Origin of the sequence: Rheinheimera oceanensis (assembly GCF_018831085.1) — a bacterium.
GTDB lineage: Bacteria > Pseudomonadota > Gammaproteobacteria > Enterobacterales > Alteromonadaceae > Alishewanella > Alishewanella oceanensis.
The window spans coordinates 445,795-458,806 of the sequence record NZ_JAGPNM010000001.1 but is presented as its reverse complement, the minus strand read 5'-3'; the positions used below and the strand labels follow the sequence as shown (position 1 = coordinate 458,806).

Below are 13,012 nucleotides of genomic sequence, written 5' to 3'. Positions count from 1 at the left end.
CAACCTTAACCTTTCTGTCGGCTAATTACTGTATAAGAAATGTCAGCACTTAGGTGTGGCTTACCTTATCGACTATGGCACTGATGCTGCCTTCTGCCAGTCGGGTGGTAATTGTATCTCCGGCTTTTAGCTGAGCGGCAGAGGTTAGCACCTGCTGTTTATCATCAAAGGTAATGCTGTAACCGCGCGCTAAGGTGGCCAGCGGGCTTACGGTGTTTAGCTGGCTGCTTAGCTGCGCCAGTTGTTGTTTGTTTTGCTTTAACTGCAATTGCTGGGCATTAACGAGACGGCGCTCCAACTGATTAATGTGCTGGGTATGCGCTAATAAGGCTTTAGCCGGTGATAACTGGCGCAGGCTTTTATCTAAATAAAGCTGTTGTTGCTGCGAGCCTTGCAGCGTGCGTTTGGCGCTGGCTGCAAGGCGCAGTTGCAGCTCATCCAGCCGTTGCTGCTGTTGTTGCAAACGGCGTTTCGGGTGCAGGGCTAACAAGCGCTGGCTTAAATTCAGCAGCTTAGGCGCGGCGTGCTGCAAGCGGCTGCGCTGTGCCTGTAACAGACGGTTTTTTAGCTGCAGTATGCGATCCAGTAAGTGCGACTGATCCGGTGAAACTAATTCTGCAGCGGCAGAAGGGGTTGGTGCGCGTACGTCGGCAACAAAGTCGGTTAAGGCAAAATCAATTTCATGGCCTACGGCGCTGACAATCGGAATAGGGCAGGCGGCTACTGCACGACATAAAGCTTCATCGTTAAAGCACCATAAATCTTCCAGCGAGCCACCACCACGGCCAATAATTAATACATCGACTTCGTTACGGCGTATTGCACTGCTAAGCATATTGCGAAGCTGTGCCGCAGCGGTTTCGCCCTGCACCTGCGAAGGGTAAATAACAACTTCAATACCCGGCGCACGGCGATTTAGCACCGTAACAATATCACGCACGGCAGCACCGGTGGGTGAGGTAATAACACCTACGCGTTGTACTTGCGCTGGCAGTGGTTTCTTACGGGTAGGATCGAATAAACCTTCGGCCTGTAATTTAGCTTTTAACTGTTCGAACTGTTGTTTTAGCAAACCTGCGCCGGCGCTTTCAATAAACTCGGCCAGTAGCTGATATTCACCGCGTGGCTCGTACACGCTGATGCGGGCGCGGATCAGTACCTGCTGACCGTTTTGTGGCCTAAAGCTGCTGTTGCGGTTGGCCATTTTAAACATGGCGCATTTTACCTGGGCGGCACTGTCTTTTAACGAAAAATACCAGTGGCCGCTGGCGGCAGCGACAAAGTTAGACACTTCACCCTGCAGCCACAGCGTTTGAAACTGTAACTCCAGTGTCAGGCGTACTTCACTGTTTAAACGGGAAACACTATAAATATCGGGGTTTTGCATCTAAAGCTCACAACAGCAGCCAGTATCAGGCAGAGCATAAGAGTAACATAAAACAAAAAAGCGTTTGTTATACGTGCGCAAAACCGTTAAAATTGCGCCGCAACATTCCCTATCTTTTCAGCCACAGCGAGATTGTTGCAATGCTCAGGATCAAACAAGAAGCCCTTACCTTTGACGACGTGTTACTGGTACCGGCGCACTCTACTGTTCTACCTCATACAGCCGATTTACGCACCCGACTGACTAAAAGCATCACGCTGAATATTCCTATGGTTTCTGCTTCTATGGACACGGTAACCGAAGCCCGCTTAGCCATAGCGCTGGCGCAGGAAGGTGGCTTAGGCTTTATTCATAAAAATATGACCATAGAAGAACAGGCCGCTAACGTTCGTAAAGTTAAAAAATTCGAAAGCGGTGTGGTGTCAGACCCGGTAACAGTAACGCCGGATATGAGTATCCGTGAAGTGCAGGCGTTAGCGCAGCAGTGTGGCTTCTCCGGTTTTCCGGTGGTGGATGCCAGCAATAACCTGGTGGGTATGCTAACCAGCCGCGATATGAGTTTTGAAGCTAACAACAATGAAAAAGTCTCCAGCCTGATGACGCCACGCGAGCGTTTAGTAACAGTGCTGGAAAGTGCGCCACGTGAAGAAGCCTTTAAGAAGATGCACCAGCACCGCATTGAAAAAGTGCTGGTAGTAGATAGTGACTTTAAACTAAAAGGTTTAATTACCGTACGTGATTACTACAAAGCTGCCAGTAAGCCTAACGCCTGTAAAGACGAGTTAGGCCGCTTGCGCGTAGGCGCGGCAGTGGGCGTGGGCCCGGGCACCGACGAGCGCATTGCTGCGCTGGTTGAAGCCGGTGTCGATATTCTGCTGATAGATACCTCGCACGGCCACTCGCAGGGCGTAATTGACCGCGTAAAACAAACCCGTGCCCAGTACCCGGATTTACAAATTGTCGCCGGTAACGTGGCCACGGCAGAAGGAGCCAAAGCGCTGGCAGAAGCCGGTGCCAATGCAGTAAAAGTGGGTATAGGCCCGGGCTCTATCTGTACTACCCGTATTGTTACCGGTTGTGGTGTGCCGCAAATTACTGCTATTTCTGAAGCGGTGATGGGTGTGGCGGGTACTGATGTCACTATTATTGCCGACGGCGGTATCCGTTTCTCCGGTGACATCGCCAAAGCCTTAGTGGCCGGTGCCAACCTGGTGATGGTGGGCTCTATGTTTGCCGGTACCGAAGAAGCGCCGGGCGAAGTAGAACTGTACCAGGGCCGCTACTATAAATCTTACCGTGGTATGGGCTCGCTTGGCGCCATGGCGCAGCGTAACGGCTCGTCAGACCGTTATTTCCAGGGCAGCAACAACGCCGAGAAACTGGTGCCGGAAGGCATTGAAGGCCGTGTGGCTTATAAAGGCCCGATGGAAAACATTATTCACCAGCAAATGGGCGGCCTGCGCAGTGCCATGGGCTTAACCGGTTGCCCAACCATCGACGAGCTGCGCACCAAGCCGGAGTTTGTCCGGGTAACTTCAGCCGGTATGGGCGAGTCGCATGTGCACGATGTGCAAATTACCAAAGAAGCGCCCAACTACCGCTTAGGCTAAACTGTTTACTGTTAATGCGGCCGGGGGATACCGGCCGCTGTACTTTTTAAAGGTTGCTATGAACAAAAACATTCATCACCACCGCATCTTAATTCTCGATTTTGGTTCGCAATATACCCAGCTTATCGCCCGCCGCGTACGCGAAATTGGCGTGTACTGTGAGCTGTGGGCCTGGGATGTGACCGAAGCACAAATCCGTGACTTTAACCCGACCGGCATTATTTTATCCGGTGGCCCGGAAAGCGTGCACGAGCAAAACTCACCACGCGCGCCACAATATGTGTTTGAAGCCGGTGTACCGGTGCTGGGCATTTGCTACGGTATGCAAACTATGGCTGAGCAGCTGGGTGGCAAGGTACAGGGTTCAGATTTGCGCGAGTTTGGTTATGCGCAGGTAGAAGTGGTAGCTGAAAACGACCTGTTTGCAAAAATTGAAGATCACGTCGGCAGTAACGGCAACGCGCTGTTAGATGTATGGATGAGCCACGGTGATAAAGTAGTACAAATTCCGGAAGGCTTTATTACCTGTGCCAGCACCAGTACCTGCCCGCATGCCGGTATGGTAGACGAAGCGCGCCAGTTCTACGGTGTGCAGTTCCACCCGGAAGTTACCCACACCCGTCAGGGCCTGCGCATGCTGGAGCATTTTGTGGTGGATATCTGCGGTTGTGACAAACTGTGGACTCCGGCGTCGATTATTGAAGATGCTATTATCCGCTTAAAGCAACAAATTGGTGATGATCAGGTTATTTTAGGCTTGTCCGGCGGTGTCGACAGCTCGGTCGTGGCCATGTTGCTGCACCGTGCTATTGGCAAAAACCTGACCTGTGTCTTTGTGGATAACGGCCTGCTGCGCTTAAACGAAGGCAAGCAGGTCATGGATATGTTTGGCGACCATTTCGGCCTGAACATTATCAAGGTAGACGCTGAACAGCGCTTTTTAGATGCTTTAGCCGGTGAAAATGAGCCGGAAGCCAAACGTAAAATTATCGGCCGCGTCTTTGTTGAAGTGTTCGACGAGCAGGCGCAAAAGCTGGAAAACGCCAAGTGGTTAGCCCAGGGCACTATTTACCCGGACGTGATCGAGTCAGCCGGCTCGGCCACCGGTAAAGCGCACGTAATTAAATCGCACCATAACGTGGGTGGCTTACCGGCACATATGAAGATGGGCCTGGTAGAGCCACTGCGCGAGCTGTTTAAAGACGAAGTGCGCAAAGTGGGTTTAGAGCTGGGCCTGCCCTACGATATGCTGTACCGTCACCCGTTCCCGGGCCCGGGTTTAGGTGTGCGCGTACTGGGCGAGATCAAAAAAGAGTATTGCGATATTCTGCGCCGCGCCGATGCGATCTTTATCGAAGAGCTGCACAAGGCTGAGCTGTACCATAAAGTAAGCCAGGCCTTTGCCGTGTTCCTGCCGGTAAAATCGGTAGGCGTAATGGGCGATGCGCGTAAGTACGATTGGGTAGTATCACTGCGTGCAGTAGAAACTATCGACTTTATGACAGCGCACTGGGCACACCTGCCGTATGATTTGCTGGGTAAAGTATCTAACCGCATTATCAATGAGATAAACGGTATATCCCGTGTGGTGTACGATATCAGCGGCAAGCCGCCAGCGACGATTGAGTGGGAATAATTTCCTGAAATGAAACAAAAGGCCAGCGCAATGCTGGCCTTTTTGCTATAACAGCTGAGGTTATTTTGCTTTTGGCAGAGAGAGCATCATGTCTGAATTAAGCGGCCGGATTGGCCAGATTGCACTGACGGTCAGCGATGTGGAAACCGCGCTTGGCTTTTATCGCGATATCTTAGGTTTGCCGTTTTTATTTCAACCCTCACCACAGCTGGCGTTTTTACAGGCAGGCAGCACCAGGCTGATGCTCAGTACACCACAGGGCGCTGGTGCAGTGGGCGCTAACTCGGTTTTGTATTTCAGTGTTACCGATATCAGTGCAACCTACGAGGCGATAGTCGTCAAAGGTGCTAAGCCAGAGCGCGAGCCGCAATTGGCGGCGAAAATGCCGGACCATGAGCTGTGGCTGGCGTTTGTGCGTGACCCGGATGCAAATCTGGTGGGCCTGATGGAAGAAAAACGCTAACAGCGGAGAGCGGATAATGCGTAATGTAAAACAACTTCACTTCAGTATTATGATTAATGCACCGGTGCAAACGGTGTGGCAGCGGATGTTGTCTGACGTTGGTTACCGTAACTGGACCTCGGCATTTTGCGAAGGCTCGTATTTTAAAGGCAGCTGGCAGCAAGGTGAGACGATACGGTTTTTATCGCCGTCCGGTGATGGCATGGTGGCAACGATTGCTGAACATAAACCACTGGAGTTTATCTCGATTAAGCACCTGGGGTTTATCGTTAATGGCCAAGATGATTTTGAGAGCGAACAGGTAACCAGCTGGGCGCCGGCGTTTGAAAATTACCGCTTTGCCAGCGTAGCCGGTGGCACTGAAGTCAGTATTGAGCAGGATATCGCGCCAGAGTATGAGCAATATATGCAGGATACCTGGCCCAAGGCGCTGCAAAAACTCAAGGCGCTATGTGAGCAGAGCTAAATGTAAAATAGTGCTTTAGCGTTACAAACAGCCCTGCGCTTTTTGATATCAGCAATAACAAACAGATTTACACAAATAATTAATAAACCACTATTCAGCTGGGTACTAAACACTTAGTATTGGCCTGTTATTGCAGTATATTGCCACCTGATAGTGCATAAAACTGATAATTGTTAATAGACTGATATGAGATTTGAGCTTTGCTATCGATATTACTTGTAGATGATGACCACGAATTCACCGCGGTTGCCTCCCATATTATAGATTTTTTAGGGCATACCGTGTCTGTCGCCGGCAGTTTAGCCGAAGCCAATGAGTGGCTTGAGCACAATAGCTTTGACCATATTCTGCTCGACTTTATGCTGCCAGACGGCAGTGGCATCCATCTGATGGATAGAGTCCAGCACCTGTTTCCTGTTCCCAAAGTCACTTTTATTACCGGACACCCGTCGGTAAAATCCATTATTGCTGATCTGTGTGGGCCCAAAGTAGATTATTTGCTAAAGCCAATACAGCGTGAGTGCTTAGAACGGGTACTTAATCCGGACAAACAAAAAGCAAAAAAATCTTCTGCTACTCAGTCTGAGCTGCATTTTGGCTGCCTGATTGGCGAGTCCGCACCGATGCAAGCGCTGTACACCATGATTGAGCGTGTTGCAGCGTCGAATGCTAACGTGATGTTGTTGGGGGAAAGTGGTGTAGGTAAGGAACTGGTTGCCTCAGCCATTCATTATGCCAGTGCTACAACCGGCGCTTTAGTTGCCACAAATTGTGGTGGTTTATCAAAAGAGCTGATCAGCAGCGAGCTGTTTGGCCATGAAAAAGGCGCTTTTACCGGCGCCGTTGCGCAAAAAACCGGTGTTTTTGAGCGCGCTCAGGGTGGCACATTATTTTTAGATGAAGTAACAGAAATGCCGCTTGATATGCAACCGCATTTATTGCGGGTATTAGAGACAAAAAAAATCGTGCGGGTAGGCGGTAGTAAAGAAATTGCTGTAGATTGCCGGGTAGTATCGGCTACTAACCGAAGCCTGGAAAATATTGCCGGAAAAAATATTCTGCGGGAGGATATTTATTTTCGCCTCGCCGTATTCCCGATAGAAATTCCGCCGCTCAGAGAGCGTGCCACCGACATCCCACTGTTAGCAAAAGCATTTTTAGCCAGTTTAAATGATGAAAATGGCACCAACTATCAATTTAGCAACGCTCAGCTGCAGCGCCTGGCCAGTTTTGATTGGCCGGGTAATGTCAGAGAGCTGCGCCATACTGTACACCGCGCTTATATTATGAGTGATCCTGCTAAGAATGAGATTGAGCTGCCTGCGTCTTTTGCGTCTCCGTTTTCTGTTGCACAGAAAGAAACAACCGGCCTGACAGCAGGCAAAACCATTGATGAAGTCGAGAAAGAGTTAATTTACCTGACATTAAAAAAAGTTGGTGGCAACAAAGCGATGGCTGCTGATATGTTGGGGGTAAGTGTAAAAACGCTGTACAACCGCTTAAGTGCTTATGGCGGCTTAGGGGAATTTAGCTAGGTATTAACAGGGAGAGAATATTATGTCTGATGTAAAAGTGGCTGAGTTAGCTAAGCAAGTACATGATATTCGCAAGCCACTGAACCGGATCTCAATGCAGGCCGAGTTAATTAAGCTGGTACTGGAAAACAATTTACCACCGCAAAAAGCGATTGAAGCTGTGGATAAAATACTGCAGTCCTGTCAGGACTGCAGTCAGTTGCTGGAAAATTTGTCAGAGCCACCAGCGTGAAGCCATTAAAAAGGAAGTATAGATGCCAGGCAGTCTGCTAAACAGCGCCCGTACCAGTTGGTTTATACTGGGATTGGTGATGATGTGCCTGATTGGCTTCAATGCCTATCTGGCAATCAGTTCGATTAAAGAGTTAACTCATACGCAAACCAGCCTGACCAACACCGGCGATAATATTGTCAAACTTGATGATTTGCATTTGTCGGTATTGTCGGCTGAGTCTGGTCAGCGGGGTTATTTGCTGACAGACAATATCATCTATCTGGAACCCTATCAGGCGGCATTAAGCCGGGTACGAGAGCAAATTACTGAAGTTCAGGCCATTAAATCTGAGATTCCGGAGCAACAGTTACGTATCAATGAGATTATCCGGTTAGCTGATGCCAAAATAGCAGAGCTGACTGAGATAGTTGGCTTGGCGCAGCAAAATAAAGATGAGCTGGCGCTCAGATTGCTAAAAACTGACCGTGGCAAGAATATATATCTGGAGTTTCGGACGTTATTTGACATCACCCGCCAGGTAGAGAAATCTTACCGCGAAAGCCTATTGCTGCGCCTTACTAAAGGGCGGGACGATGCCAGGCTTAACTTTATTTTATCTGGCGTACTGAGCAGTGTGCTGGTGATATTGATGCTGATACTGTCATTTATTAATGTAAAGAAAGAGCGGAAATATCTGGCTGCACTGGAAAGTAAGAACGAAGAACTGGCACTGAAAGTGGAAGAGCGCACGCAGGAATTACGCTTGTATTCTGAGGAATTAAGCCGTAGCAACCGTGAGCTGGAAGATTTTGCTTTTGTGGCATCCCACGACTTACAGGAACCTTTGCGAAAAATTCAGGCCTTTGGCGATCGTCTGGAAGCGTCATTTAGTCAGGATCTGGGTGAGCAGGGCCTGGACTATATGAAACGAATGCGTAACGCAGCACAAAGGATGTCGCTGTTAATTAACGATTTGCTGGATTTCTCCCGCATAAATACCCGGGGCCGTGATTTTGCAGCCACCAATTTAAATGACATTGTTAATGGCGCACTGGACGATCTTGAAATTGCAGTTGCGGAAAGTAACGCTCAAATCGACATCGGGAATTTACCGGTAATACAGGCTGATAGCAGCCAGCTTAGCCAGCTGTTCCTTAATTTGCTGTCAAATTCGCTGAAGTTTCGCATACCGGACAGAACGCCGGTTATTACTATTACTGCAGCAGTGCACCAGCCTAATATTATGCAGCAGGCAATTTGCCCGGACTGGTATGTAATAACACTTACAGATAACGGCATTGGCTTTGCTATAGAGTACGCTGAAAAAATTTTCACACCGTTTCAACGCCTGCACGGCCGCTCGGAATATAAAGGCACCGGCATAGGTCTGGCGGTATGCCGGCGCATTGTAGAAAGGCACAGAGGGTTAATTTACGCATCGGGTGAGCCAGGAGTTGGCGCCACTTTCACATTAATTTTGCCTGCCGATGGTACACCGTTTGGCAGCAGGGGAGAGACTGAATAATGCCGCTTACCAAAACACGGCCAATTACTATTTTAATGGCTGATGATGACGAAGATGACAGATTACTGACACAAGATGCGCTACGGGAAAGCCGGGTGCTTAATTCGCTGTATTGTGTCGAAGATGGCGTAGAGCTGCTGGAATATTTGCGCAAAGAAGGCAAATACGCCAATGGCGTGCCTTGTCCGCGCCCCAGCCTGATATTGCTGGACTTAAATATGCCTCGTATGGATGGCCGTGAAGCACTGCACAATATTAAAAATGACGATAATTTGCGTGGTATTCCTATTGTTATTCTTACCACGTCAAAACAAGAAGAAGACATGGTGCGTGGTTATAACCTCGGCGCGGCGTCGTATATCACCAAACCGGTAAACTTTGAAGGTTTGGTAGAGCTAATGCGCACCCTGGGTAAGTATTGGGTAGAGTTTGTTGAGCTACCAGTACAAGACAATGACTAACCAGCCTAAGCCGGTTACACAGGCAAAAATTCTTCTGGTGGAAGACGATGAAGATGATTACATCATTACACGCAGCCACCTGGAGGATTTAACCTCGCTTGACAGCCAACTGACATGGGTAACAAATTCAGTTGAAGGGTTGCAAAAGCTAACAGAAGGCAATTTTGATATTTGTCTGCTGGATTATCAGCTAGGCGCCGAAACCGGTTTATCTTTGTTAAAACAGGCAGTAGATAACGGAATATCTACACCCATTATTATGCTTACCGGCCAACCGGATAAGCAGCTTGACTTACAGGCACTGGAATACGGTGCTGCCGACTTTTTAGTAAAAAGCGAACTGAGTGAAGCAAGGTTTGCCAGAGCAATACGCTATGCCTTAAGCCGCCGCGAGTTTGAACTGGAACGTTTAAACCGGCTTCGCCTTGAGGCAGATAACCGATCAAAAGACCGGTTTTTAGCCCATCTCAGCCACGAGCTCAGAACGCCGTTGTCGTCTATTTTGGGCTACACCGAGTTACTGCTTGAGTCAAACCATACAGAAAACGCGCGGCCAGAGCTGAATATCATTCTCAACAATGGCAAACATTTACTGAGCTTGTTAAACGACATTCTTGATCTGTCCAGAATTACAGCAAACAAACTGGAATTACGACCCGAGCCTACCAGCTTACGCCATCTGATGCTGGATATTTATACCCTGCTCAGAGTTACCGCTATTGATAACGGGCTGGAACTCACTGTTAGTTCGGTAACGCCGTTACCCGTGCTTATTACTGTTGACGGCACGCGCTTACGCCAGGTGTTAATAAATCTGATATACAACGCTATTAAATTTACCGACACCGGCAGTATCAGCGTTGAGCTGTGGGTACAGCAGGATGCAGCGAAAGAGATGTTGTATTTCCGTATAACCGACACCGGCGTAGGTATTCCGCAGCGGCAACTTAAAGAAATTTTTGCGCCCTTTACCCAAATAGAAGATTACCTTACCCGGAAAAAAGGCGGCGCAGGCCTGGGGCTGGCCATTTCAGCTGAACTGATTCAGCGTATGGGAGGCTATATTGATGTAGCCTCTGAAGAAGGCAAGGGCAGTGTATTTACCTTTTCTGTTGACCCTGGCGATATTGCACAGGCACAGCGCAAGCAATTAAGTCTGGAACCTTCACTTGGCAATGTTAGCGGTGCACATAATACGCTGACGTTAACCGGTGAGGTGCTTATTGTCGATGATTTGGCTGACTTACGTAAGCTTTCTGCACACTGGATTCAGGCCACAGGCGCGTTAGTAGACTTTGCAGAAAACGGCGCCGAGGCTATTGCAAAGGTGAAACACAAAGTAGCATCTGGCAAGTATTACGATCTGATCCTGATGGATTTACACATGCCAGGCATAGGTGGCAGAGAAGCGACAGTTGCTATCCGTGAAACGGGCTATGGCTATCCGGTGGTTGCACTTACTGCCGCAATGGCGAAGGGGATCCGCCAGCAGCTAACGGCGTTGGGTTTTAATGATGTGTTGTCCAAACCGATCACTAAGAGCCAGCTGTACCGTGTATTACGCTGCTATTTAGCAGGCCATACCGCCTTAACAGACAACAGCACAACAGATATTGCACCGCTGCATTTTCTGGTGGTAGAGGATGATACCGAAGCTGCAGAATTAATGCAGATACTGCTGCAAAGTCTGGGAGTGAAAAGCACCCTGGCACACAGCGCAGAAGAGTGTATGCGGGAACTGGCCTTACTGCACCGGTTTGACAGAATTTTGCTTGATCTGGGCTTACCGGACAGCGACGGCGTGCAGCTTATCGAACGGATTGAGCACAACTATCCTGACAATATTGTTATTGTGGTGAGCGGGCATGAGCACGATGTTGCGGCGTCTGGCAGTGCTATCGTCCAGCAGAGTCTGTTAAAACCTATCACTAAACAGGCACTGCATAGCGTAGTGTTAACATGCCGCTAGGGTATTTTCAGCTATCGATATCCGGTATTAGTATACAAATCAAGCAACTGTAGCCTGGTTTGATGCTGACGCTTTCGTTTAACCATTGTAAATTCTGCATTCCACGATGTTAGTATTACAATTTTATAACGGTTTAAAACCGGTTGAATAGGTGGAATGTTTTTTAAGATTATGATTTTAAATGGATTATTTTTATTTTCCAAAGTGGTATAAAGCTTGTAACCGTTAAAGCGAACTAAGGCCAAAGTGCCTGTTGTCACTAGCTGATTTAACGGAGTTTACTATGAAAAAGTCAATTTTAGCCGCATTTACAGCATCTTCTTTTATCGCCACCTCTGCTTATGCCGCTACACCACAAGATAATGTTGATCACAGGGGAATTTACGTTGGCGCCGCTTATGGTTTGCTGAAGGTAGACGGTGATGATCAGGATTTTGATGATGAAGATAATGCCAGCCGCTATTTTCTGGGCGCCCAGTTTAATCAGGTACTGTCTTTAGAAGGTGGTTATATCGATTTCGGTAACTATGGCAATAGCGTGTTTAACACAGATTTAGATGGTTACACTCTGGCGTTAAAAGCCGGTTTACCGCTGACAGAGCGCTTTACTGTTTATGCTCAGGGCGGCAATATTTGGTGGAAAGCAGACATTAATGCCACCGATGACAGTGCCGATGTAGATGGCTCAGATATATTTTATGGCGTAGGCGTATCTTTTGCTCTGACACAAAGCCTGGCACTGCGGCTGGATTACACGCGCTTTGACGTTAAGTTTGATCGTGACGAAATCGGGATATTAGCCGATATTGATAACTTTGACACTAAAGTAGACTATGCCAGCATCGGTATTCAGTACACCTTTTAAGCTTACCGCACTATTTAAAATCAGCTCACAGCCGGGTATCGCAGCCCGGCTGTCTGCAGGTTGGCTTTAGCCTTATCAGCAGAGCTGAACTTTGCTTCCGGCCTTCGGTCTGACAGGATGTTTGTACTTATTTAGCAACATAGCGGATTTAGTAACATGGTGGAGTAAGGAAATGGGGCAGAGAAAGGGAATGGCTAAGTTATTACAGTTGTGGCGTGATAATCGCGGCATAGTGGTGTTTTTAAGTTTAATGTTTGTGTTCAGAAGTGCGGTGGCCGATTGGAATGATGTGCCATCCGGTTCGATGCAACCCACAATAGAAATCGGTGATCGTATCCTGGTTAATAAAATGGCCTATGATGTACGCCTGCCTTTTACTACCGTATCGCTGATAAAACGTGCTGATCCACAACGCGGCGATATAGTTATTTTTGCCTCTGAAGCTGCCGGTAACCGACTGGTAAAACGTGTTGTGGGTGTGCCGGGCGATGTGGTGGCAATGCAACACAATGTGCTGAGTATTAACGGTGAGCAACTGGCATACAACCAACTGGCTGATGCAATAAAGGTTGGTTCAGCTACTGACGGCAGTAGTCAGCTGTTAAGTGAACAACTGGGCACTATTACCCATGCAGTAAAGCTGGCACCTTTTGCCACTGGCCGCGACAGTTTTGCACCGGTGCGGGTGCCACAAGGCCACTATCTGGTGTTGGGCGATAACCGTGATAACAGCGCCGACTCACGTGTAATAGGCTTTGTACCTCGTGATGAAATAGTTGGCCGGGCCAGCAGTGTATTGTTTTCGCTGGACTACGATAATTATTACCTGCCCCGCAGCGAGCGTTTTCTGGCAGCGTTATAAGGCGCCAGCGCGGAATATC

Annotated in this window: 12 protein-coding genes; 11 read left to right on the top strand and 1 reads right to left on the bottom strand. The window is 48.5% G+C overall.

Annotated elements, in window-relative coordinates; all coding sequences use genetic code 11:
* Positions 1-49 precede the first annotated feature (49 nt).
* Positions 50-1,387, bottom strand: coding sequence for an exodeoxyribonuclease VII large subunit (gene xseA, locus J3B89_RS02155; RefSeq protein ID WP_215395862.1), 1,338 nt, complete (start codon positions 1,385-1,387; stop codon positions 50-52).
* A 140-nt stretch (positions 1,388-1,527) separates the two neighbouring features.
* Here xseA and guaB point away from each other — a divergent pair, with 140 nt between their 5' ends.
* The 11 genes from guaB to lepB all read left to right on the top strand — a co-directional run bounded on the left by guaB (position 1,528) and on the right by lepB (position 12,993).
* Positions 1,528-2,997, top strand: a complete 1,470-nt coding sequence (gene guaB / locus J3B89_RS02150) for an IMP dehydrogenase (protein ID WP_215395861.1) — start codon at positions 1,528-1,530, stop codon at positions 2,995-2,997.
* A 58-nt stretch (positions 2,998-3,055) separates the two neighbouring features.
* The gene (gene guaA / locus J3B89_RS02145) at positions 3,056-4,633 is read left to right on the top strand and encodes a glutamine-hydrolyzing GMP synthase (protein WP_215395860.1); all 1,578 of its coding nucleotides are present in this window, start codon (positions 3,056-3,058) and stop codon (positions 4,631-4,633) included.
* A gap of 88 nt (positions 4,634-4,721) precedes the next feature.
* Positions 4,722-5,096 (top strand): VOC family protein, encoded by a 375-nt coding sequence (locus J3B89_RS02140; RefSeq protein ID WP_215395859.1) that lies wholly within the window; start codon positions 4,722-4,724, stop codon positions 5,094-5,096.
* Positions 5,097-5,112: 16 nt separating this feature from the next.
* Entirely contained in the window at positions 5,113-5,562 is a 450-nt protein-coding gene (locus J3B89_RS02135; RefSeq protein ID WP_215395858.1) for an SRPBCC family protein, read from the top strand.
* Positions 5,563-5,762: 200 nt separating this feature from the next.
* Positions 5,763-7,097 (top strand): sigma-54-dependent transcriptional regulator, encoded by a 1,335-nt coding sequence (locus tag J3B89_RS02130; protein WP_215395857.1) that lies wholly within the window; start codon positions 5,763-5,765, stop codon positions 7,095-7,097.
* A 22-nt stretch (positions 7,098-7,119) separates the two neighbouring features.
* A complete protein-coding gene (locus J3B89_RS02125) occupies positions 7,120-7,329 on the top strand; it encodes a histidine kinase dimerization/phospho-acceptor domain-containing protein (protein WP_215395856.1) in 210 nt (69 codons plus the stop codon).
* 22 nt (positions 7,330-7,351) lie between these two features.
* Complete coding sequence (locus J3B89_RS02120; RefSeq protein WP_215395855.1) at positions 7,352-8,836, top strand: sensor histidine kinase; 1,485 nt, start codon at positions 7,352-7,354, stop codon at positions 8,834-8,836.
* Positions 8,836-9,297, top strand: a complete 462-nt coding sequence (locus J3B89_RS02115; protein WP_215395854.1) for a response regulator — start codon at positions 8,836-8,838, stop codon at positions 9,295-9,297. Before J3B89_RS02120 ends, J3B89_RS02115 begins: the two co-directional genes overlap by 1 nt.
* Positions 9,290-11,266: a response regulator gene (locus J3B89_RS02110; protein ID WP_215395853.1), complete on the top strand. Its 1,977-nt coding sequence runs from the start codon at positions 9,290-9,292 to the stop codon at positions 11,264-11,266. The genes J3B89_RS02115 and J3B89_RS02110 overlap by 8 nt, the downstream gene beginning before the upstream one ends.
* Positions 11,267-11,549: 283 nt before the next feature.
* Positions 11,550-12,131 carry an outer membrane beta-barrel protein gene (locus J3B89_RS02105; RefSeq protein ID WP_215395852.1) on the top strand — a complete coding sequence of 194 codons (582 nt, stop codon included), beginning with the start codon at positions 11,550-11,552 and terminating at the stop codon, positions 12,129-12,131.
* A 190-nt stretch (positions 12,132-12,321) separates the two neighbouring features.
* Positions 12,322-12,993, top strand: coding sequence for a signal peptidase I (gene lepB, locus J3B89_RS02100; RefSeq protein WP_215395851.1), 672 nt, complete (start codon positions 12,322-12,324; stop codon positions 12,991-12,993).
* Positions 12,994-13,012: the final 19 nt, after the last annotated feature.

Coding starts and splice junctions, on each gene's coding strand:
- xseA (WP_215395862.1), bottom strand. CDS start 1,387: ATGCAAAACCCCGATATTTATAGTGTTTCCCGTTTAAACAGTGAAGTA.
- guaB (WP_215395861.1), top strand. CDS start 1,528: ATGCTCAGGATCAAACAAGAAGCCCTTACCTTTGACGACGTGTTACTG.
- guaA (WP_215395860.1), top strand. CDS start 3,056: ATGAACAAAAACATTCATCACCACCGCATCTTAATTCTCGATTTTGGT.
- J3B89_RS02140 (WP_215395859.1), top strand. CDS start 4,722: ATGTCTGAATTAAGCGGCCGGATTGGCCAGATTGCACTGACGGTCAGC.
- J3B89_RS02135 (WP_215395858.1), top strand. CDS start 5,113: ATGCGTAATGTAAAACAACTTCACTTCAGTATTATGATTAATGCACCG.
- J3B89_RS02125 (WP_215395856.1), top strand. CDS start 7,120: ATGTCTGATGTAAAAGTGGCTGAGTTAGCTAAGCAAGTACATGATATT.
- J3B89_RS02120 (WP_215395855.1), top strand. CDS start 7,352: ATGCCAGGCAGTCTGCTAAACAGCGCCCGTACCAGTTGGTTTATACTG.
- J3B89_RS02115 (WP_215395854.1), top strand. CDS start 8,836: ATGCCGCTTACCAAAACACGGCCAATTACTATTTTAATGGCTGATGAT.
- J3B89_RS02110 (WP_215395853.1), top strand. CDS start 9,290: ATGACTAACCAGCCTAAGCCGGTTACACAGGCAAAAATTCTTCTGGTG.
- J3B89_RS02105 (WP_215395852.1), top strand. CDS start 11,550: ATGAAAAAGTCAATTTTAGCCGCATTTACAGCATCTTCTTTTATCGCC.
- lepB (WP_215395851.1), top strand. CDS start 12,322: ATGGCTAAGTTATTACAGTTGTGGCGTGATAATCGCGGCATAGTGGTG.